Origin of the sequence: Mesorhizobium sp. LSHC420B00 (genome assembly GCF_000503055.1) — a bacterium.
Taxonomy (GTDB): Bacteria; Pseudomonadota; Alphaproteobacteria; order Rhizobiales; family Rhizobiaceae; genus Mesorhizobium.
Window position 1 is genome coordinate 64,330 of the sequence record NZ_AYVY01000019.1, and the last position, 21,562, is coordinate 85,891.

The 21,562-nt window shown below is 62.0% G+C and carries 20 protein-coding genes and 2 pseudogenes; 5 read left to right on the forward strand and 17 right to left on the reverse strand.

Features of this window, described 5'->3' with window-relative positions; translation table 11 throughout:
- Positions 1-381 precede the first annotated feature (381 nt).
- From X760_RS62470 to X760_RS62480, 3 genes are all read right to left on the reverse strand, one after another.
- The gene (locus X760_RS62470; RefSeq protein WP_023720779.1) at positions 382-1,359 is read right to left on the reverse strand and encodes a DUF3592 domain-containing protein; all 978 of its coding nucleotides are present in this window, start codon (positions 1,357-1,359) and stop codon (positions 382-384) included.
- A 238-nt stretch (positions 1,360-1,597) separates the two neighbouring features.
- Positions 1,598-2,617 (reverse strand): ketol-acid reductoisomerase, encoded by a 1,020-nt coding sequence (gene ilvC, locus X760_RS62475; protein ID WP_023720780.1) that lies wholly within the window; start codon positions 2,615-2,617, stop codon positions 1,598-1,600.
- Between the two features lie 23 nt (positions 2,618-2,640).
- On the reverse strand, positions 2,641-3,294 hold the full coding sequence (locus X760_RS62480) for a TetR/AcrR family transcriptional regulator (RefSeq protein ID WP_023720781.1): 654 nt from the start codon (positions 3,292-3,294) through the stop codon (positions 2,641-2,643).
- 155 nt (positions 3,295-3,449) lie between these two features.
- Here X760_RS62480 and X760_RS62485 point away from each other — a divergent pair, with 155 nt between their 5' ends.
- A complete protein-coding gene (locus tag X760_RS62485; protein ID WP_023720782.1) occupies positions 3,450-3,878 on the forward strand; it encodes a DUF1772 domain-containing protein in 429 nt (142 codons plus the stop codon).
- A 37-nt stretch (positions 3,879-3,915) separates the two neighbouring features.
- On the opposite strand, the gene X760_RS62490 is transcribed toward X760_RS62485, so the two are convergent.
- The gene (locus X760_RS62490) at positions 3,916-4,368 is read right to left on the reverse strand and encodes a MarR family winged helix-turn-helix transcriptional regulator (RefSeq protein ID WP_023720783.1); all 453 of its coding nucleotides are present in this window, start codon (positions 4,366-4,368) and stop codon (positions 3,916-3,918) included.
- 100 nt (positions 4,369-4,468) lie between these two features.
- Between X760_RS62490 and X760_RS62495 the strand changes: the two genes are divergently transcribed.
- Together X760_RS62495 and X760_RS62500 are read left to right on the forward strand one after the other, a co-directional pair.
- Positions 4,469-4,774 carry a Rieske (2Fe-2S) protein gene (locus X760_RS62495; RefSeq protein ID WP_023720784.1) on the forward strand — a complete coding sequence of 102 codons (306 nt, stop codon included), beginning with the start codon at positions 4,469-4,471 and terminating at the stop codon, positions 4,772-4,774.
- A gap of 1 nt (position 4,775) precedes the next feature.
- On the forward strand, positions 4,776-5,501 hold the full coding sequence (locus tag X760_RS62500; protein WP_036245317.1) for a glutathione S-transferase family protein: 726 nt from the start codon (positions 4,776-4,778) through the stop codon (positions 5,499-5,501).
- A gap of 255 nt (positions 5,502-5,756) precedes the next feature.
- Here X760_RS62500 and X760_RS62505 read toward each other — a convergent pair whose 3' ends face one another.
- Positions 5,757-6,167 (reverse strand): helix-turn-helix domain-containing protein, encoded by a 411-nt coding sequence (locus tag X760_RS62505; protein WP_023720786.1) that lies wholly within the window; start codon positions 6,165-6,167, stop codon positions 5,757-5,759.
- 136 nt (positions 6,168-6,303) lie between these two features.
- Between X760_RS62505 and X760_RS62510 the strand changes: the two genes are divergently transcribed.
- Positions 6,304-7,194, forward strand: a complete 891-nt coding sequence (locus tag X760_RS62510; RefSeq protein ID WP_023720787.1) for an SDR family oxidoreductase — start codon at positions 6,304-6,306, stop codon at positions 7,192-7,194.
- Between the two features lie 41 nt (positions 7,195-7,235).
- Here the strand turns inward: X760_RS62510 and X760_RS0138770 are convergent, their stop codons facing one another.
- The 4 genes and pseudogenes from X760_RS0138770 to X760_RS62520 all read right to left on the reverse strand — a co-directional run bounded on the left by X760_RS0138770 (position 7,236) and on the right by X760_RS62520 (position 12,362).
- Positions 7,236-7,553, reverse strand: a complete 318-nt coding sequence (locus X760_RS0138770; RefSeq protein WP_031194503.1) for a hypothetical protein — start codon at positions 7,551-7,553, stop codon at positions 7,236-7,238.
- A 5-nt stretch (positions 7,554-7,558) separates the two neighbouring features.
- Positions 7,559-9,409: pseudogene (locus X760_RS0138775) on the reverse strand (potassium transporter Kup); the annotation flags it as partial.
- A 158-nt stretch (positions 9,410-9,567) separates the two neighbouring features.
- Positions 9,568-11,550 carry a potassium transporter Kup gene (locus X760_RS62515; protein ID WP_023720788.1) on the reverse strand — a complete coding sequence of 661 codons (1,983 nt, stop codon included), beginning with the start codon at positions 11,548-11,550 and terminating at the stop codon, positions 9,568-9,570.
- Between the two features lie 71 nt (positions 11,551-11,621).
- Complete coding sequence (locus tag X760_RS62520; protein WP_023720789.1) at positions 11,622-12,362, reverse strand: pyridoxine 5'-phosphate synthase; 741 nt, start codon at positions 12,360-12,362, stop codon at positions 11,622-11,624.
- A 114-nt stretch (positions 12,363-12,476) separates the two neighbouring features.
- Here X760_RS62520 and X760_RS62525 point away from each other — a divergent pair, with 114 nt between their 5' ends.
- The gene (locus tag X760_RS62525) at positions 12,477-12,881 is read left to right on the forward strand and encodes an STAS/SEC14 domain-containing protein (RefSeq protein ID WP_023720790.1); all 405 of its coding nucleotides are present in this window, start codon (positions 12,477-12,479) and stop codon (positions 12,879-12,881) included.
- A 10-nt stretch (positions 12,882-12,891) separates the two neighbouring features.
- Here the strand turns inward: X760_RS62525 and X760_RS62530 are convergent, their stop codons facing one another.
- The 8 genes and pseudogenes from X760_RS62530 to ilvN form a co-directional block, all read right to left on the reverse strand.
- Positions 12,892-14,019: an ATP-dependent RecD-like DNA helicase gene (locus X760_RS62530; RefSeq protein ID WP_023720791.1), complete on the reverse strand. Its 1,128-nt coding sequence runs from the start codon at positions 14,017-14,019 to the stop codon at positions 12,892-12,894.
- Between the two features lie 146 nt (positions 14,020-14,165).
- Complete coding sequence (locus tag X760_RS62535) at positions 14,166-14,528, reverse strand: nitrile hydratase accessory protein (protein ID WP_023720792.1); 363 nt, start codon at positions 14,526-14,528, stop codon at positions 14,166-14,168.
- Positions 14,515-15,174 (reverse strand): nitrile hydratase subunit beta, encoded by a 660-nt coding sequence (gene nthB, locus X760_RS62540; RefSeq protein WP_023720793.1) that lies wholly within the window; start codon positions 15,172-15,174, stop codon positions 14,515-14,517. Before nthB ends, X760_RS62535 begins: the two co-directional genes overlap by 14 nt.
- Complete coding sequence (gene nthA / locus X760_RS62545; RefSeq protein WP_023720794.1) at positions 15,171-15,776, reverse strand: nitrile hydratase subunit alpha; 606 nt, start codon at positions 15,774-15,776, stop codon at positions 15,171-15,173. The genes nthB and nthA overlap by 4 nt, the downstream gene beginning before the upstream one ends.
- 56 nt (positions 15,777-15,832) lie before the next feature.
- Positions 15,833-18,861 (reverse strand): annotated as a pseudogene (locus tag X760_RS62550) (efflux RND transporter permease subunit).
- Positions 18,858-20,111 carry an efflux RND transporter periplasmic adaptor subunit gene (locus X760_RS62555; RefSeq protein ID WP_023720795.1) on the reverse strand — a complete coding sequence of 418 codons (1,254 nt, stop codon included), beginning with the start codon at positions 20,109-20,111 and terminating at the stop codon, positions 18,858-18,860. Before X760_RS62555 ends, X760_RS62550 begins: the two are co-directional and overlap by 4 nt.
- 168 nt (positions 20,112-20,279) lie before the next feature.
- Positions 20,280-20,876: a LysE family translocator gene (locus tag X760_RS62560; RefSeq protein WP_023720796.1), complete on the reverse strand. Its 597-nt coding sequence runs from the start codon at positions 20,874-20,876 to the stop codon at positions 20,280-20,282.
- 60 nt (positions 20,877-20,936) lie between these two features.
- Positions 20,937-21,509 (reverse strand): acetolactate synthase small subunit, encoded by a 573-nt coding sequence (gene ilvN, locus X760_RS62565; RefSeq protein ID WP_023720797.1) that lies wholly within the window; start codon positions 21,507-21,509, stop codon positions 20,937-20,939.
- Positions 21,510-21,562 lie beyond the last annotated feature (53 nt).

Below are 21,562 nucleotides of genomic sequence, written 5' to 3' on the forward strand. Positions count from 1 at the left end.
ATCTTAACATTTTCGTGCGGCAGCGCCTTTGCCACGGAACCCTATGTGGGCACATGGTCCGGGGACAGATCGAACTGTAGCGCCGTCGCGGATGTTCAACGCCAGACTGTTTACACATTGTACCCTGAGGCACTGTCGGTTCCTGCTTTCGGCTGCGAACACGCAACGTTTCGCAAGATATCCACGGGCTGGGTGGCGCGGGCCAGCCAATGCTACGGTTCTGATCCCACGATCGAAGAGCCGTTCTCGCGTCTCGTCCATATCGTTGGCAATGGCACGACGGTGAGATTGACCTGGCCTGGCTTCGACAGCGGAGTTCTTGTCAGATGCTGACGACAGGTGCCTTCTTCCGCTGGATATGCAGCATCTAGAACAGCAGCTTCAGATTACGCCTACCAGAAGCGCGGCTCCACCAAGGAAGCCAGCGGCGCAGATCCACAGTAGCCAAAGCCCACGCACCCTGCATTCGAGAACGGCTGCAGCCGGATTGGCGGGATCGTAGTAGACCTCGACCTTGTCGCCCTCGAGGTAGCGCTGTGATTGACCGCTGACGAGGCTCGGCAGCGACGCCGTCACGTTTGCGCCGCAAGCGATGCGATCGGCGGCGTAGCGCTGGCCGGCAACGCTATAGCTGTAGACGATGCGGGATTTGAAAACTGTGTGCCAAGGCCGATAGCCGCCTCCGGACCTGTCGCGGGTCTCGAATTTCTGCAGGCCCGAGGCGTCGATGCGTCCTGCCGTGATGGGCCATTTGGCCGCCTGTTCCGCAAGTGACTTCTGGGCAAAGCCCATGCGCAGGACAAACAATCCCATGAAAAGCAGCAGGGCCGCGGCGCCGAGGTTCTGCGGCTTGGGCAAAAACGGCCGGATCGCTTCCAGGACGCCGCCAACGGAGAAGACCAATACCAGCGCGCCGACCACCAACCCGGCCGAAAGCTGGACCATGAATTTGAAGGAACCGTCGGGCATGGTGCGTTCGATCACGGCCTTGGCTGGATCGGCCGGATTGTAGAAGACGGTTACGCCGGCCCCGTTTGGAAATTTCGCAAGGGTTTCCGCCACCGCAAAGTTTCCAAGGTTCTCCTGCACGCTGTAGTGCGAACTGCGAAACTTCTTGCCGTTCACCTTGTATTCGAAGGTGATCGCCGGGAAGTTGCGCATCTCGGTCGACCCTCTGCTGTCCGAACCGGATCCCGAACTGGTCACCTCGCGAGCCTCGACCCGCGACGAGATGATCTTTCCCTGCGTCGGAGACCAGCGGCTGACCGCCCTCACCTCCCACCACTTCAGCAAGGTGACGAGGGACAGCATGCCGGCAACCGCGCAGGCAAACCCGACCAACAGAAATTTGAGTTCCAACGCTCACCCCCTTGGCCATTTTGTGCCATGCCCTGCACACGCATACCACGACAGCGGGAATAGCGCGCCTGCTGAGAAATCAACGCAAAAAGGCCGGCGGATCGCTCCGCCGGCTTTCTTGATCGACAATGAAATTGCGATCAGTTCTTGGCCTTGTCGACCAGCTTGTTCTTGGAAATTCCCACGCGCCCGCAGGGCGAAGCCCGAGGACGCGTAACGAAACGAACGTGGATTTCCTTCAGTTCTTGGCCTTGTCGACCAGCTTGTTCTTGGAAATCCACGGCATCATCGCGCGCAGCTTGGCGCCGACTTCCTCGATCTGGTGGCTGTCGTTGTTGCGGCGGATGCTCTTGAAGCGCGACATGCCGGCGCGGTATTCCTGCATCCATTCCGAGGTGAACTTGCCAGTCTGGATGTCCTTGAGCACGCGCTTCATCTCGGCCTTGGTCTCGGCGGTGATGATGCGCGGACCCGAGACGTATTCGCCCCATTCGGCGGTGTTCGAGATCGAATAGTTCATGTTGGCGATGCCGCCTTCATAGATCAGGTCGACGATTAGCTTGACCTCGTGCAGGCACTCGAAATAGGCCATTTCCGGCGCATAGCCCGCTTCCACCAGTGTCTCGAAACCGGCGCGGATCAACTCGACCAGACCGCCGCACAACACCACCTGCTCGCCGAACAGGTCGGTCTCGCACTCCTCGCGGAAATTGGTCTCGATGATGCCCGAACGGCCACCGCCGACGCCGCAGGCGTAGGAGAGCGCCAAATCGAGCGCATTGCCCGAAGCGTCCTGGTTGACCGCGACCAGGCACGGCACGCCGCCGCCCTTCTGGTATTCGCCGCGCACCGTGTGGCCCGGGCCCTTTGGCGCGATCATGACGACGTCGACCGAGGCTTTTGGCTCGATCAGGCCAAAATGCACGTTGAGGCCGTGGGCGAAGGCGATCGCCGCGCCGTCGCGGATGTTCGGCGCGATCTCTGATCTGTAGATGTCGGCCTGCAGCTCGTCGGGCGTCGCCATCATCATCAGGTCGGCCCATTTGGCGGCATCGGCCACACTCATCACCTTGAGCCCGTCGGCCTCGACCTTCTTCGCGGTCGCCGAGCCGGCCTTGAGGCCAATGGCGATATCCTTGACGCCGGAATCCTTGAGGTTGAGCGCATGCGCCCTGCCCTGGCTGCCATAGCCGATGATGGCAACCTTCTTGCCTTTGATCAGGTTGAGATCGGCGTCGCGATCGTAATAGACACGCATTTTTCTTCCTTCCCGTTTTGAATTCAGAGGCCCTGCGGCCCGGTTTTTGCCCCGTAAAGAGCGAGAAACTGCTGCGTCGCCCGGACGGCATCGCCGCCGATCGCCGCATCAGTCAATTCCAGCCGGTCGCCGAGCAGCAGGCGGATCTGCACGTCGCGGGCGACCAGCCCGAAAAAGGTGCGGAAAGCCATCTCAGCGTCGGAAAACTCGAGGAAACCAGCTTCCTTGCCTGCCTCCAGCACCGGCTTCAGCCGCCTGGCCAGCGCGAAGCGGCCGTTCTCCAGCACGATGGCGCCTAGATCGTCCTTCCCCGAACTAGCATGGCCGACCGCCACCCGGTTCAGCGCGATCGAGGTGTCGCTCGAAATTACCCTGAGCCAGTCCGAAGCGAAGCGTTCGAGGCTCGCCGTCAGCGAGGCAAGATCGAGTCCCTTGCGGTCGACCGGCACTACCCGCACCTTGGACGCCTGCCATTGCACCGTTGCCGTCAACAGCCCGTCGCGATCGCCGAACCATTTGTAGAGCGTCTCCTTCGAGCAGCTCGCCCGCCGCGCCACGGCGGTCATGGTCAACTGATCGCCCTCTTCGACCAACAGGCGAAGGGCGGCGTCGAGCACGGCCTTCTGCCGCTCCGTCAGCGTCTCGCTGGTGTCGATGTCGGTCACAGCGTGCAACACAGTCTTTCCTCAGGAGGCGAACTCACCCGCAGTTCAGATACGAACTCGACCGCGTACCGTACGTTACGGTTCGGCTTTATGGCGTATTGCCCGACCCGGCGCAAGCCTTATTTCTGTAGCTTGCTCCATGCGGGGCATTACGGGAGACACGGATCATGCTCGCCGGATTGCTTGCCTTGACCGTTGCCGCTGTGTTTGCAGGCGCGGCTATCTACGTCAGCGTCGCCGAACAGCCGGCGCGGCTTCGCCTCGATGACAAAGCATTGCTGCAGGAATGGCAGCCTTCCTACAAGCGCGGCGCCGCCATGCAGGCCTCGATCGCCGTCATCGCCTGTATTCTGGGCCTCGTCGCGTGGTGGCAGACCGGCAATCTCGCTTATCTGGCCGGCGCCGTGCTGATCATCCTGCCTTGGCCATGGACGCTGCTGGTGATGATGCCGGCAAATCGGCTGCTGGAGGTAATGGACGCTAACACCGTCAATCCTGAGGCTCGGACAATGATCGTCAAATGGGGCAATCTGCATCTGGTCCGCGTCGGGCTTGGGGTTCTGGCGACATTGGCATTCCTTTGGGGCAGTGCCTGACCTCGCAGATCCGCGCCATCTTCGGCACGAAGGCGTGTCACGCCAGGGCGGGCGGATCTCGCAGGCGCCCAAGCAGAGCCGACAGCGTGTCCAGATCATCGTTGGAAAGCTGGGAGCCGACCAACTCCGATATCGAGCGGCCGTAGACGACCCACATGCGGCGGCGCGTCTCGCGCCCCTTGCCGGTGATGCGGATGGTTTGCCCGCGGCCGTCATCGGCAACTGGAAGCTTCTCGACCTGCCCGTCGGCTTCGAGCCGCGCCAGCAGCCGCGAGATGTTGTATTGCGCAAACAGGGTGCGCTCGGTGAGTTGGAACGGCCGCAATCCGCCCTCGCCCGCCTCGGCAAGCTCATGCAGCACGTCGTACCAGGCAAGCGGCGGCAGGCCACTGTCCTTCAGCGCGTCCTCGGCTCGTTCCAACAACTGGCGCGAAACCCGCATCAGGCGGGCCCAGGCTTTGATTGCTGGAGGTGAAGGAATCCCGGTCATGATTACATCGTAGGCGATAGATGCAACTGCATCAAGCTTGACGATCGATGCAAATGCATCTATATAGATGCAATCGCATCAATCATGAGAGGCAATTCCGATGAAGCATGAAATCTGCAGGATCGCCGACATTCCGGAAACAGGCAGCCTGATCGCTCCGTTTTTCGGCCGCGAGGTCCATGTCTACGGCAGCGGCGAGCGTATCCGCGCCGCCGCCAACGTCTGCCTGCATTTCGGTGGCCCGCTCGACTGCAAGGACGGCAAGCTCGTCTGCCAATGGCACGGCGCCTCGTTCGACATGGCGAACGGTGATCGCCTCGAAGGCCCAGCGCCGAAGGGCTCCCGCCTGATGTTCCTCTCCACCCGCGTCGAGAACGGCGCCTTGAACTATGTCTGGGGAGAGTGAGATGACCGACAAGCTCATCCTCGTCAGCCACCATCTTTGTCCCTATGTGCAGCGCGCGGCGATTTCGCTTCGCGAAAAGGGCGTGCCGTTCGAGCGCATCGCCGTCGATCTCGCCAACAAGCCTGCCTGGTTCAAGGCGATATCGCCGCTCGGCAAGGTGCCGCTGCTTCGCGTTGAGCATGACGGCCAGGAAACGGTGATCTTCGAATCGCTCGTCATCCTCGAATTCCTCGAGGAAACCCAGCCCAATCCGCTGCATCCCACCGATCCCTATGCCCGTGCCCGACATCGCGCCTGGATCGAGTTTGGCTCGGCAATCCTCAATGCCATCGGCCGCTTCTATTCAGCGCCTACGGAAGCCGCGTTGCTCGCCGAAAGCGAGGCGCTATCGGCGGTGTTCGATCGCCTGGAAGTGGAACTGGCGAATGGCGCGGTTGGGCCGTGGTTCGCCGGTGAGCGCTTTTCACTGGTCGACGCGGTCTACGGGCCGATTTTCCGCTATTTCGACGTCTTCGACCGGATCGGCGATTTCGGCATCCTGGACGGAAAGCCGCATGTCCAGGTGTGGCGCGAGGCGTTGCGCAAACGCCCATCCGTGAAGGACGCGGTCGCTCCCGATTATCCGCAACGCCTCCATACATTCCTACAGGCGAAGGGCTCGCACCTTTCGGAAATCATCCGCCGAAACGATCCGGCCACCGGGCTTCCGCAAGCCCGATCGGCTTGAATGGATTGATCACAGTGCCTGTAACCATCGAGGCAAGGATATTCGTTTCCGGCGGAATGCTTGCCACTGGCCACCAGCCTGTCGCGGACGCAAGCCTCCAGCGCAGTATCGATACGTCCGTTCCGATGAGCGCGTAACTGATCGCCGCGCCGGCAATCGCGATGTCCAGAGAATTGCCCATTTGCCCGACCCGACCCAGGCCGGACAATCCTTCAGCGTTGTCGCTAAATCAAGCCGCTGTCTCGGCCTTGAGACTCAGCCTTCGGCAGCATCGAAAACCTTCCGCGCCTCGCGTACAGCGCCGTGATTGAGCTCGGCCCATTGGATCAGCTGGTGCAAGGGTCCAAACATCGAGCGCCCGAGATCGGTGAGGCTGTATTCAACGCTCGGCGGTTTGGTCGGAAAAACCTCGCGATGCACATAGCCGTCGCGCTGCAGATCGTGCAGCGTCTGGGTGAGCATGCGCTGTGAAATATCGGGCACGAGGCGCCGCAACTCGCCAAAGCGGTACGGCTTCTCGGCCAAGGCCTCCATCAGCAGCGAACTCCATTTGTTGCTTATGCCCTGGATCACGTCGCGAACCGGGCAATCCGCAAGGTTTCCGCCACCGCTGCCTGCTTTGTAGATCTCGAGCTTCGATCTCAGATTGACGATCTTGCCGTCCATGGCTGGTTCCCTGGCTGTGCCTACCTCCCGCAAAACTGCCTTCTTTACGAGGATGGGTCAATTCCTATTTTAGTGCTGGTCTCTTTTTGAGACTAACATATGCACCCGCCGCTCCGGCGCAACGTCAGGACCTTTCATGACCGACACCCTTCTCGTCACCGGCGCCTCCGGCCAGCTTGGCCGCGGCGTCATCAATCATCTGCTTGACACGCTCAAGGTCTCCCCTCAGCGCATCATCGCCGCTACCCGCAATCCGGAAAATCTGGCCGATCTGGCAGCCCGAGGCGTCACCATCAGGACGGTCGACTTCGACGACACCGCATCGTTGGCCAGTGCATTTACCGGCGCCGACAGGGTTCTGATCATTTCGACAAACGAGCTCGCCATTCCGGGCAAGCGCCTGAAGCAACATGAGACCGCAGTCGCCGCCGCAAAAAGCGCGGGTGTTTCGCATCTGCTCTACACATCGATGCCCAATCCGGAGCCAGGATCGCCGGTGCTGTTTGCGCCCGATCACCACGGCACCGAGCAGGCGATCAAGGCGAGCGGTATCCCCTCCACTATCTTCCGCAACGGCTGGTATCAGGAGAACCTGTTCCTGGCGCTGCCGCACGCCATCGCCTCTGGGCAGTGGTACACGTCCGCTGGAGACGGCCGCATTGCCCACGGCGCGCGCGACGATATGGCTGCCGCGATTGCCGCCGGCCTCGCTTCGAGCGCAACCGAAAGCACGACATACACGCTGACCGGCCCCAAGGCCCACACGATGGCCGAAATTGCAGCCCTCGTCACCGAGATCACCGGCAAGCCGATCGAAGTTGTCCAGCTTTCGGATGAAGCGCTGACCGAGGGATTGAAGGCAGCCGGCGTTCCCGAGGCTTTCGCCCCCGTTATCGTTTCCTTCGATACCAACACCCGCTCCGGTCGCATCAGCATGGTGACCGACGCGGTCGAGACGCTGTCCGGCAGGAAGCCGCAGCCGCTGAAGCAATTTCTTGAAGCAAACAAGGCGGCTCTGGTGAGCTGAGCCTCACAATGGCCGTGCCCTCAAGGGGCACGGCCGTTTGTTTAGATAGCCACCTGCGTCCCGATCTCGACGACGCGTCCGGTCGGGATCTGGAAATATTCCGTCGCATCGGCCGCCGAGCGCGCCAGCCCGATGAACAGCTTGTCCTGCCAGACCGGCATGCCGGAATTGGGCGATGCCTTGAGCGAGCGCCGCGACAGGAAGAAGGATGTCGTCATGATGTCGAACTTCCAGCCCTGCTTGCGGCAGATCGCCAGCGCACGCGGGATGTTGGGCTGCTCCATATAGCCGAAGGTCAGCGTCACCCGCATGAACAGCTCGTTGACTGTCTCCATCTTGACCCGCTCGCTGTCGGGCATCAGCGGCTGCGNCGCGACAGGAAGAAGGATGTCGTCATGATGTCGAACTTCCAGCCCTGCTTGCGGCAGATCGCCAGCGCGCGCGGGATATTGGGCTGCTCCATGTAGCCGAAGGTCAGCGTCACCCGCATGAACAGCTCGTTGACCGTCTCCATCTTGACGCGCTCGCTGTCGGGCACGACAGGCTGCGGCGCCGTCACCACCGAAAGGATGACGTTCTGTTCGTGCAGCACCTTGTAGTGCTTGAGGCTGTGCATCAGCGCCGTCGGCGCACTCAGCGGATCGCTGGTCAGGAACACTGCGGTGCCCGACACCAGATGCGGCTTCTTCTTCAGCAGATTGCCGGCNCTCAGCGGATCGCTGGTCAGGAACACTGCGGTGCCCGACACCAGATGCGGCTTCTTCTTCAGCAGATTGCCGGCGAGGAAATCCAGCGGGATCTCGTTCCGGCGGGTCTTTTCGAACAAATAGCGGGTGCCGCGGATCCAGGTCCACATGGTCAGCACAATAACTGCGGCAATGGCAAGCGAGGACCAGCCCCCTTCAAACACCTTGACTATGTTGGCTGCAAAGAAGCCGGTATCGACGAAGGCGAACACCGCCATCAAGGCGACCGCGACGCCGAGCGGCCATTTCCAGATGCGCGTCATTACAACAAAAAGCAGTATGTTCGTCACCAGCATGTTGCCGGTCACCGAAATACCGTAGGCCGAGGCCAGGCGGCTGGATTCGCCGAAGCCGACCACCAGCAACATCACCACCAGCGCCAGCATCAGGTTGATGCGCGGCAGATAGATCTGGCCCGACTGTTTTTCCGACGTGTGCTGGATGACGAAACGCGGCAGCATGTTGAGCTGCACCGCCTGCCTGGTCAGCGAGAAAGCGCCGGAGATCACCGCCTGGCTGGCGATGACGGTCGCCGCCGTCGCCAGCACGACCATCGGAATAAGCGTCCAGCCCTGGTTCATCTCAAAGAAGGGATGGCCGACAACACCGCCATTTGCGAGCACGAAGGCACCTTGCCCGACATAGTTGAGCAACAGACAAGGGAACACAATTGCCAGCCAGGCGAGCACGATCGGCTTGCGGCCGAAATGGCCGAGATCGGCATAGAGCGCCTCAGCGCCGGTGACGGCGAGGAAGACCGCACCAACAGTGACGAAGGCGACGTCGGGCGAGTTGACCAGGAACGACACGATGTAATGCGGGCTGATCGCCAGCAGGATTTCCGGATCGGCGATGATGTGGTTAATGCCGGAAAGGCCGATGGCCAGGAACCACAGCGCCGTGACTGGCCCGAACACCAATCCTACGCCGCCGGTGCCGAACCGCTGTACCGCAAACACGATCGCCAGGATGGCCAGCGTCAGCGGCACCACATAGGGCTGGAATGTCGGCGTGACGACATTCATGCCTTCGACCGCCGATAGTACCGAGATCGCCGGCGTAATGACTGCGTCGCCGAAAAAAAGCGCCGCGCCGACAATGCCGATGCCGAGGATCACCGCCGAGCGCGTCGGGAAACTGTTGCGCGCCAGCGCCATCAGCGACAGCACCCCGCCCTCGCCGCGATTGTCGGCACGAAGCACGAACATGATGTATTTGATGGTGACGGTGATCGTCAGCGACCAGATGATCAGCGAGAGTACGCCCAGGATGTCGCCACGGTTGGCGACGTTGCCGCCGGCTGATGCATGCAACGCCTCTCGGAATGCATAGATCGGGCTGGTGCCTATATCGCCGTAAACCACACCGAGTGCGCCCAGCATCAGCACCTTGGTGCTGTGCTGCTCGACCTCAGAATGGCTCGATTGTTCGACAGGTTCTGCCTCGTTACCAGCATTGGCAAGGGCCATGGACGACACTCCGATAAGCGGGCGGTGCTCTACGCTTGCTGCGCTGCAATATCAAGTGCCGTCACGTAATGGCTCCGTCCCGATATTGCGAGTCGTCCACGACTTGGCAGACTCAGTCCCATCGGCAGACTACCTGGAATGTCGCAACGGACACGTTTTTAAATAGCCACCTGCGTCCCGATCTCGACCACGCGTCCGGTCGGGATCTGGAAATATTCCGTCGCATCGGCCGCCGTGCGCGCCAGCCCGATGAACAGCTTGTCCTGCCAGACCGGCATGCCGGAATTGGGCGAGGCCTTGAGCGAGCGCCGCGACAGGAAGAAGGATGTCGTCATGATGTCGAACTTCCAGCCCTGCTTGCGGCAGATCGCCAGCGCACGCGGGATGTTGGGCTGCTCCATATAGCCGAAGGTCAGCGTCACCCGCATGAACAGTTCGTTGACCGTCTCCATCTTGACGCGCTCGCTGTCGGGCACAACCGGCTGCGGTGCCGTCACCACCGAAAGGATGACGTTCTGCTCGTGCAGCACCTTGTAGTGCTTGAGGCTGTGCATCAGCGCGGTCGGCGCGCTCAGCGGATCGCTGGTCAGGAACACTGCGGTGCCCGACACCAGATGCGGCTTCTTCTTCAGCAGATNGCTCAGCGGATCGCTGGTCAGGAACACTGCGGTGCCCGACACCAGATGCGGCTTCTTCTTCAGCAGATTGCCGGCAAGGAAATCGAGCGGAATCTCGTTCCGGCGGGTCTTTTCGAACAAATAGCGGGTGCCGCGGATCCAGGTGGACATGATCAGCCCCATGGCGCAAGCGACTGTTATCGAGACCCACCCGCCTTCGAGGATCTTGACGATGTTTGCGAGGAAAAATCCGGTATCGATCGTGCCAAACAGCAGTGTGAGCGCCGCCGCCAGTGCAAGCTGCCATTTCCACCGGAACCGCATCACGACAAACAGCAGGATGGTTGTCATCAGCATTTCGCCAGTCACCGAAATGCCATAGGCGGAAGCCAGCGAACTCGAACCGCCAAAGCCGACCACCAGCAACATCACGCCCAGCGCAACCACCAGATTGACGCGCGGCATGTAGATCTGGCCGGATTGCATTTCGGACGTATGCTGCACCTCGATGCGCGGAAGCAGATTGAGCTGCACCGCCTGGCGGGTCAGCGAGAAAGCGCCGGAGATCACCGCCTGACTGGCGATCACGGTCGCTGCCGTGGCCAGCCCAACCATGGGCATCAGCGCCCAATCAGGCAGCATCTGGAAGAATGGATTGGTGGGTTTGCCGCCGTTGGCCAGAACGAACGCGCCTTGTCCGAAATAGTTGAGGAGCAGACAAGGGAACACCACGGAAAACCATGCCAGCACGATCGGCCTGCGCCCGAAATGACCGAGGTCGACATAGAGGGCTTCGGCCCCGGTGACCGCCAGGAACACCGCCCCGACCATGACGAAGGCACCGGTGGGCGTATTGGCCAGATAAGCGACCGCGTAATAGGGATTGATCGCCAGCAGGACCGACGGGTCGTCCAGCAGATGGTACACCCCGGCGGCGCCGATCGCCAGGAACCACACTGCCGTCACCGGTCCGAACACGGCCGCCACCCTGCCGGTGCCAAAGCGTTGCACGGCAAAAAGCATTGCCAGGATGACCAGCGTGATCGGAACCACATAGGTTTTCAGCGTCGGGGTCACCACTTCCAGGCCTTCGACCGCCGAAAGCACGGAGATGGCCGGCGTTATGATGGCGTCGCCGAAAAACAGCGCCGCGCCGCACAGCCCGATCCCCAGGATGAGCTTGGCTCCATTGGGATAAGCGCTGCGCGCAAGCGACATCAGCGACAGCGTGCCGCCCTCGCCCTTGTTGTCGGCTCTGAGAACGAAAGCGACGTACTTTATCGTGACGATGATCGTCAGCGCCCAGACGATAAGCGACAGCACGCCAAGGACGTCGTTGCGCGCTACCGGTCCCGACGATGCGTGCAGCGCTTCCCGAAATGCATAGATTGGGCTGGTGCCGATATCGCCGTAAACCACGCCCAGCGCGCCCAGCATCAGCACCTTGGTGCTGTGCTGCTCGACGGTGGAGTGGCTGGATTGCTCGATGGGTTCTGCCTCGCTACCGGCGTGAGCAAGGGCCATGGACGACACTCCCATAGACGTGCGGACGCGCTGCCATGCCGGGAACGCACGGCCTATCGGCTCGCCTCTCTCTACCAGCCACAAGCCTTCAGAAACCGCCTGACCGTTGCGGCCATGCCATACTCCAACGCATCGGCTGTCAACCCATGTCCGATCGACACTTCGGCCAATGCCGGGATGCGCCTGGCCAGTGCCGGCAAATTGCTCACCACAAGGTCGTGCCCGGCATTGACCTGGAGCCCTGCAGCAAGTGCGGCATCCGCCGTCTTTCCCAATTTCTCCAATTCCTTCGCCGCTTTTGCCGAATCGGAATGATAGCTGCCGTATGGACCCGTGTAGAGTTCGATCCGGTCGGCGCCGGTGTCGCGAGCGGCTTTCACGCCATCGGGATCCGGATCGGAAAACAGCGATACGCGAAAGCCTCCCTTCTTCAGGCGCTTGACGACCGGTGTCAGGAACGCAGCCCCGGCGGCGAAGTTCCAGCCATGGTCGGAAGTCGCCTGCACCGGGTCGTCGGGCACCAGCGTCACCTGTTCCGGCTGATGCTTTTCCACAAGCGCCAGGAACTCCTCGGTCGGATAGCCCTCGATGTTGAATTCCGCACTCGGGAACTCGTCGTCGATCAGCGCCCTGATCTCAGGCAGATCGGAATGCCTGGTGTGCCGCTCGTCGGGTCGCGGGTGCACCGTCAGCCCATGCGCACCGGCGGCAAGGGCGATGCGTCCGAGCCCCGTCACGCTTGGCCACGGCAGGTCGCGCCGGTTGCGCAGCATGGCGATGGCATTGAGGTTGACGGAAAGCTTTGCAGGCATTTGCACGGTTCCAGGCTGATCTCGGCGCGCATCTATAGCGCCTTTAAGGGGAACAGACAGAGGGTTTCAGGTGTTCCAGGGGAACGAAGAAAATCGAGCGCAAGGAGTTTCCTGTTGAATTTTCTCGATGCCGTGCCGGCGATCCGCCGCATCGATACCGATCGCGAAGACCTCTTCGCCATCGATGTCGTCGGCCATGTCGCAGCGGCTGATGCCGAAAACCTGTTCGGATTGCTGGAGGCAGCCTACGCGCTGCACACGAAAATCGACGTGCTGGTGCGCCTGATCGATCATGAGGGTGTCGACTGGACCGACGTATCGGACGAGACGATCGAACAGGGCATAGCTCACGCGGTGGAGCATATCGGCCGCTGCGCGGCGGTCGGTGAGCCGAACTGGATAGCGGAGGCAAGAGCCTTCTTGCCAGCCTCTTTGCCTATCGAACTCCGGCATTTCGAGGCTAAGGACGAAACCGCCGCCTGGGAATGGCTTGGCGCCAGACCGATCGCCCAGCGCTGATACGGCCGCCCTATCGGACGATCGTCAGCCGTTCGGCCGCGCGCGTGATGGCGGTGTAGAGCCAACGCTGCCGGGTTTCCTTGAATGCCCAGCTTTCGTCGAAAAGCACGATCTCGTTCCACTGCGACCCCTGCGCCTTGTGCACGGTCAGCGCGTAGCCATAATCGAAATCGTCGAAGCGCTTCTTCTGCTGCCAGGGAATGTCGGCGTCCGGATCTTCGAACGCCGCCTTGAGCAGTTTGATCTTGGCGACGCCGCGATCCGGATCGTCTTCCTCCGGCGAGACCAGCAGATTGATGCCGGGCTTGACCGTCTCGCGCGACGAGGTCATCACCTTCCACAGCGAGCCGTTGAGCAACCCCTTGGCTGGATCGTTGCGCAGGCAGACCAGCTTGTCGCCGGCTTGCGGATAATCGGCGTTGAACCCCTTCAGCTCGCGCAGCCGCTGATTATAGCGACGGCGCGTGCGGTTGGTGCCGACCAGCACCTGGTCCGCCTTCAGCACCAATTCCTGGGTGACGTCTTCCTTGCCGATCACTTGCGCCGCGCCATAGTCGCCGCGCATGAACTCGCGGCCCTCGCGCACATCGAGCGCAAGCCGGATGATCGGGTTGTCGCGCGCCTGGCGATGGATTTCGGTGAGCAGAATGTCCGGTTCGTGGTCGGTGAAGAAGCCGCCGCCGGAGATCGGCGGCAACTGGCCGGGATCGCCAAGCACCAGGATCGGCGTGCCGAAGCTCATCAGGTCACGGCCAAGCTGCTCGTCGACCATCGAGCATTCGTCGATGACGACGAGCTTGGCCCGCGAGATCGGGCTCTGCCGGTTGAGCGAAAAGGTCGGCGACATCGAGGTTTTGCCGGTCACCTCGTCCGCTACCGATTCCTCGCCTTTCGGCCGGTAGATCAGCGAATGGATTGTGCGGGCATTGACCGCGCCCTTGGAACGCAGCACCTGCGCCGCCTTGCCGGTAAAGGCGGCGAACTGCACCTGGCCGTCGACATGCTCGGCGAAATAGCGCGCCAGCGTCGTCTTGCCGGTGCCGGCATAGCCGAACAGCCGGAACAGCTGCGGCTTGCCGGCTTTCAGCCAGCCGGCCACCGCCTTCAGCGCCTCGTCCTGTTGAGGAGAAAATTCCATCAGTGCGACAGACCGGATTCGCGAGGGAAAGACAAGGTGACTGCCGTCACCATCAATTTCATCGCCAGCAATCACGCTGCTGCGACAGGGCCAGGCTATCAGCGACGAAGAGGAACGTAAAGAGAACAACGCCGAGCGATGGCAGCTTACCCAGCCCGCTGTGGGTCGTTCTCCAGCAGGATCGGCTTGCCATGCGGCGTAGCATGCGCGGCGCGTTCCCAGGCAGCAGCAAGGCTGTCGACATCGTTTCTACCGGCAACGCCTTTGGTCGACAGCAAATTCTCCAGCGCCGCCAGCCAGTGCTCGTAATAATCATGGCCGTCGCTCGCGGCGCCCGGCCGCTTCACCTCGGCCGATAAGGCGTCCGCCCATTCGGTCCACGAAAACAGCCCGTTGTCGTGTAGCGCCACCGTCATGGCGAAGGCCTCTGCTTGCCACGGCTCGGCGAAGACCGGCGCCTCGACACCGGCGGGCAGCACGGCGGCTGAGTTCGTCTCACGCCGGTTCAAGGTAGCTCTCCCAGGCATCGATCGACACGACAAGTTTCGGGTCGGCGCCCTCGCCCCAGATTTCGCTGCCGGTGAAAGCCACCGTATAGACCCATTGCGGGTTTTCGCCCTGGCCGTGCGCATTGGTGTCGGGAAAGACAAAGCCGTCACGCATGGCCTCGATGACGCCTCGCTTGCCGCGCGCGTAACGCGGCAGCCTGGTGTGGCCGGTCGGATGAAAGTTCTTGGTTCGCACGAGGTCGCCTGCCTTGAATCGCGGCGGGACGGCGACCGGCCGGTCGCAAGGCCCGCCCTTGGCCAGCACCGCCGAAACGTCTTGCGCCTTCAGGACCCGCTTGGGTGTCGCTGCCGGGTCGACCGCATCGCCCCTGGCCAGATCGCGGTCGCTGACGAAACCATGGCGTTTGAGTAACACCTCCAGCGCCTTGATCCAGATTTCGTAATAACTCGACGCATAGTAGTCGGCCGGGTGCAGCGATTCCCGCGCGTGCCGGCTCTCGTCGATGGTCCAGGCGCCCATGGCGCCGGCGCACAACGTCACGCCCAGCGCCCGCCTTTCCCAATCGGCATGGAAATAGGGTTCGTCCTGTTCAGGCGCGACCGGCCCGAAACCCATCTGGCCGCCGAGATCCTGCGGCCCGTTCATGCCGGTTCCCGCGCCAGCGCCGTGCCGATCATGGCATCGCGCGTCACCAGATCGGCGAGCCGTGCCTCATCCCAGCCCTCTGTGTCCCTGGGCCGCATCGGCACCACCAGATAGCGCAGCTCGGCGGTCGAATCCCACACCCGGATTGCCGTCGTCGCCGGCAAGGTCAGCCCGAATTCGTCGAGCACGCCGCGCGGATCGATCACCGCGCGCGAACGGTAGGGCGGCGCCTTGTACCAGACCGGCGGCAGGCCGAGCACCGACCATGGATAGCAGGAGCATAGCGTGCAGACGACGAGGTTGTGCGTGTCGGCCGTGTTGAACACCGCCTGCATGTGTTCGCCTTGCCGGCCGGTGTGGCCGAGCGATTCGATGGCCGCCGTCGCATCACGCTTCAGCCATGCGGCAAACCCGGGATCAACCCAGGCCTTCGCCACCACCTTTGCGCCGTTGCGCGGCCCGACCTTGGTTTCGTAGGTATCGACGATGACGTCGATCGCCGCTGGATCGATCAGCCCCTTGCGGGTGAGAATCGTCTCCAGTGCGCGCACACGCGCCGCAAAAGCATCAAGCTCGTTGTCGTGGTCGTGATTGTGCAGCATGGCATCAAATTACGATCGCGGACCTCCGGCCGCAAGCACCACGGCTTGGCCCAGTGCTATTCGGCTGCCGCCTTCTGCGGCACCGGTTCTTCCTCGTCGTCGAACAGTGACGGCTGGTCGACCGCCTCGACCGGGCTCGGCTCGCCCCGGTGCCCCGCCCATACGCTGACGAGCCAGCCGGAAAAATGTTCCATGTAGACGTAGATAACGGGCGTGACGAACAGCGTCAGTGCCTGCGAGGCGACAAGGCCGCCGACCACCGCCACGCCGAGAGGCTGGCGCAATTCCGCGCTGGCGCCGGTGCCGAGCGCGATCGGGATGGTACCCATCAGCGCGGCAAGCGTGGTCATCATGATCGGCCGGAAGCGCATAAGGCAGGCCTTGTGGATGGATTCGACAGGCGACATTCCCTCGCGCCTGAGCTCGAGCGCCACGTCGATCATCATGATGCCGTTCTTCTTGACGATGCCGATCAGCATCAGGATGCCGATCACCGCGATCACCGACAAATCCATCCCCGCCAGCCGCAGCGCCACCAGCGCGCCGAGCACCGCCGACGGAAGCCCGGTCAGGATGGTAAGCGGATGGATAAAGCTCTCATAGAGCATGCCGAGCACGATATAGATGGTCAGGATCGCGCCGCCGATCAGCAGCCCCTGGTTGGAAAGCGAATCCTGGAACGTCTTCGCCGTGCCCGAGAAGGCGGTCGAGATCGTCGGCGGCATGCCGATCTTGTCCTTCAGCGCATTGATGTGGCTCACGCTGTCGCCGAGGGCCACGCCTTGCGGCAGATTGTAGGAAATGGTCACTGCCGGAAGCTGGCCGAGCTGATTGACGGTCAAAGCGCCGGCGGTCCGATCGACACGGGCGAACGCACCGAGCGGCACCAGGCTGCCGCTGACCGTCCTTACCTTGATCGCCAGCATCCGTTCGGGCGACCACTCGATCTTCGGGTCGAGCTCCATGACCACTTTATAGCTGTCGGCCGAACCGAAGATGGTCGACACCTGCTGGGTGCCGAAACCGCCATAGAGGCTGGAGCGCAACGTGTCGGTATCGACGCCAAGCGTCGCTGCCTTGTCGCGGTCGATCACCAGCGTCGCCTGCAACGCGTTGTTCTGCAGGTCATTGGTGACATCGGTGAAGGCGCCATGATCGGCAGCCATCGCGTCCGTCAACTTTTGCGCCCAGACATTCGTCAGGCCGGTATCGAGGCCCTGCACGGCAAGCTGGTAGGCACTCGCCGAAGCGCGCGCGCCGAGCCGCAGGTTCTGCACCGGTTGCATGTAGGTTTCGATGCCGGACACATTGGCAAGCTGGCGCCGCAGATCCGCAAGCACCTTGTCGATATTGGGGCGCTGGTCCTTGTCTTTCAGCTGTACAAACAGCTGGCCTTGGTTGAGCGCATTGTTTCCACTGCCCGCCGACCAGCCGACATGCGCGACATAGGGCGAATGGGAGAAGACATCAGCCACTTGCCCCTGCAACTTGACCATGGCGTCGAAGGAGATGTCCTGGCGCGCGATGGTCGTCACCGAGACCTGGCCGATATCCTCCTGCGGGAAGAAGCCCTTCGGCGAGATCTGGATCAGCCACACCGACAGCCCGGCGGTTACCAGGAAGACAAGGAAAACCAGGAACTTGTGGCGCAGGCAGAATGTCAGCAGCCGGTCATAGCCCCGCATGAAGACGTTTTGCCTATGGTCCGCGCCGTGCGCTGCTTTCTGCTCGGCTTTCGATAACGACAACAGCCGCGAGCACAGCATCGGCGTCAGCGTCAGCGAGACGAACATCGACGCCAGGATGGCGACCGTCACCACCACCGCGAACTCGTTGAAGATGCGCCCGATCACGCCGCCCATCAAAAGCACGGGAATGAACACGGCGACCAGCGAGATCGAGATCGNAGCGTCAGTCCCATCAGCGAGATGTTGTCGATGGAAAAGCCGAACAGGTACATCACGCCCAGAGTGGCGATGAGCGAAATCGGCACCGCCACGGCCGGGATCACCGTCGCCGTCACCCGGCGCAGGAACAGGAAGATCACCATCACCACCAGCGCGATAGTGAGCAGGAGCGTGAACTGCACGTCGTCGACCGCCTCGCGGATCGATGTTGAGCGATCGTTGAGCAACTGGATGCTCGCAGCTGCCGGCATCTGACCCTCGAAGGAAGGCAGCATCGCCTTGACGCGGTCGACGACATCGACGGTATTGGCATCCGGCTGACGCTGCACCGCCATGATGATGGCGCGGGTGCCGTCATACCAGCTTGCCGTCGTCGTGGTCTCGACCGAATCGATGACGCGGGTCACCTCGCCGAGCCGCACCGGATGGCCGTTCTTGGTGGCGATGATGATGTTGGAGAATCCCGCCGCATTGGTCAGCTGCGTGTTCGCCGTGATGGTCAACTGCTGTTTGTTGTTCTTGAGCACGCCGAGCGGCGTGTTGCTGTTGGCCGAGGCAATGGCCGTCTGCAGCTGGTCGATCGAGATGCCGCGTGCGGCGAGCGCCGTCGGATCGATCTGGACGCGGACGGCATATTTCTGCTGGCCGTAGATCGAAACCTGCGCAACGCCGTCGATCGTCGACAGCGACGGCGAAATCACATTCTCGGCAAAGGCATCGAGATCGGTCAGCGGAATGGTGTCGCTGACCAGCGACATCAGCAGGATCGGTGCGTCGGCTGGATTGACCTTGCGATAGCTCGGCGGGCTGGTCATCTCCGGCGGCAATTGTCGTTGCGTGCGTGCGATCGCCGCCTGCACATCGGCGGCGGCTGCATCGATGTCGCGGTTGAGCACGAACTGAATGGCAATCGAGGTCGTGCCGAGCGAATTGGTCGTCGAGATCGAATCGATGCCGGCGATAGTGGCAAACTGCTTGATCAGCGGCGTTGCCACCGAGGTCGCCATGGTTTCCGGCGAGGCCCCAGGCAGCGAGGCCGAGACATTGACAACCGGAAATTCCGCGCTTGGCAGCGCCGCGACCGGCAGGAATTTGTAAGCAAATAGCCCGCCCAGAACCAAGGCGAACGACATGAGCAGCGTGGCGACGGGCCTGCGGATGCAGAATTCGGAAATCATGGCTGTGTTCCGCCCGTCCTGTCGGCCTCCGCGACCTTCGGAGTCGCCTGGTCGCCGGTACCGGTCGAGGCCTTGCCTTCGCGCACCGCCGCGCCGTTTTTCAGCTTGGTCTGGCCTTCGACGACGACACGCTCGCCGCTTTTCAATCCTTGGCTGATCGCGGTGTTGGCGCCTTCTGTCAGCGCGACCTGCACGGGCCGCATTTCAACGGTGTTGTCCGGCTTGATCACATAGACGAACGGGCCCTTCTGGCTGGGCTGGACGGCGACCGTCGGAACGGACGTCATTTGCGGCATGATGCCGGCATCGAGCACGACATTGACATATTGGCCCGGCCACAGCGAAAGATCGGTGTTGGGCACGCTGGCCCGCGTTGCGATCGTGCCGGATGCCGTGTCCACGCTGGAATCGACAAAATCCAGCGTTCCCTTGCCGATCGGCTTCGGGCCGCCGTCCTTGGTCAGCGTCACCGCGCCTTGCTGCGGCGCCGCCAGCGCCTTGTGCAGTAAGGCAAGATCGCTTTCCGGAAGATTGAAGTTCACCTGCAGCGGGTCGACCTGCGTGATCGTCACCAGCGGCGTCGACGTGCTGCTGCCGTTGCTGGTGGTGACGAGGTCGCCGACCGCGACGCTGACCGCGCCAAGCCTGCCGGAAATCGGCGCTTTGATCGTGGCAAAGCCAAGCTGGACCTCGTCCGCATCGATCGTCGCCTTATCGGCGTCGACGGTGGCCGCGGCGGATTTCTGCGCCGCGACGGCCTGATCATAGGTCTGCTGTGTTCCGGCCTGCCTGGCGACGAGATTCTTGGCGCGCTGAAGATCGGCCGTGGCGCTGGCAAGCAGCGCCTGGTCTTTTGCGAGCGTCGCCTGATCGCGTGCCAATTGGGCCTTCAATGAGCGATCGTCCAGCGAGAACAGAAGGTCGCCGGCCTTCACCATCTGTCCGTCCTTGACCGCGATTGCGACGATCTGGCTCGAGACCCGTGCGTTGATGCTGACCACGGCGGGAGAGGACACAAAGCCGATGGCATAGCGCCGGACCGGGAAATCGGCCGTCGAGGCGGTGGCGGCAACCACCGAAGTCGAACGCGCGGCATTTGCCGCTGCAGCGGGCTTGTCCGCCGCCGCCGTCGTCTGCTTCGCCGACAGCATCTGCTGAAGACCGCTCATTGCGGTGGGCGAATGATAAAGCCACGCCGCCGCGGCAACGCAGGCTGCAGCAATCACCGCAAATACGATCTTTCCGCGCATCGACAAAAGGCCTCTCGATCCGACACGCCGCTATCCGGTGGCCGCAGTCTAGCTCAACTCGCAGCCTCTTGCCGCGCTTTTGCCAGATAATAGAGGATGCCGAAGGCGAAAAAGGGCCAAAAGCCGTCATTACGAAGATTTAATGTGCAGTGCACAATAAAACGGCAGCTAACGCAGCATCGGCCACAGCGTCGCCGCAAGCATCACGCCCATGGCGATGTTGAACCATTTGAGCCGCACCGCATCAGCCAGAAAACCGCGCAGCGCCATGCCGAAACCGGCCCAAGTCGAAATGCTCGGCAGCATGACGACGGCGAAAGCGGCCGCGATCAGCACCACGGACACAAACGGGCGTTCCGGATTGGTATAGACGGCCATGGCCGTAATCGCCATCACCCAGGCCTTAGGATTGACCCACTGGAAAGCCGCAGCCTCGACGAAGCGCATCGGCTGGCCCTTCGCCTCGCCTTCGCCGCCGAGCGAGCGCGACATGGCGATCTTCCAGGCCAGATAAAGCAGGTAGAGGCCGCCGGCGATCTTCAACCCGGTATGCAGCACCGGAAAGGCCGTCAACACGGCGCCAAGCCCGAAGCCTACGGCAAGCAACAGCACGAGGAAGCCGAAGCCGATGCCGAGCATGTGTGGCACGGTCTTGACCAAGCCGAAATTCACACCCGAGGCCAAAAGCATGAAATTGTTCGGACCCGGCGTGATCGAGGTCACGAAGGCATAGACCAGCAGGGCGAAGAATGCGTCGAATGTCATGCCGTTCCCCTATTCAATGCGATCGGTGGCAAAGCGACGAGATAGAGCCAAGCTGGATGACTACATCCCTTGCGGGCCGCGGTTCATCGCCGCCACTCCGGTACGGCAGATTTCGACCAGCCCGAGCGGCTTCATGATGGCGATAAACTGATCAAGCTTGGAGCCCTTGCCGGTAATCTCGAAGATGAAATGCTCGGTGTTGGCGTCGATGACGCTGGCGCGGAATGCATCGGCGAGCCTGAGCGCCTCGACGCGGGATTCGCCGGTGCCGGCGACCTTGACCAGCGCGAGCTCCCGCTCCAATGGCCGCTCCTGTCCGAATTCCTGCGATCGCACGGTGAGATCGACGACACGATGCACCGGCACGATGCGCTCGAGCTGGTGCTTGATCTGCTCCAGCACGTGGGGCGTGCCGCGCGTCACGATGGTGATGCGCGACAGGTGCTTTTCGTGCTCGGTTTCCGAGACCGTCAGGCTCTCGATGTTGTAGCCACGTCCGGAGAACAGGCCGATGACCCGGGCAAGCACGCCCGGCTCGTTGTCGACGAGGACCGAAAGCGTGTGGTTCTCTGGTTTTTCCGTCTCCTTGGCGATGAAATAGGCGGAGCCGGTCGGTTGCAACTGTGCGTTCATGACATGAATCTCGATTTCAAACTTTTGTGCTAATCTGCTGTTTCCGCACAGCT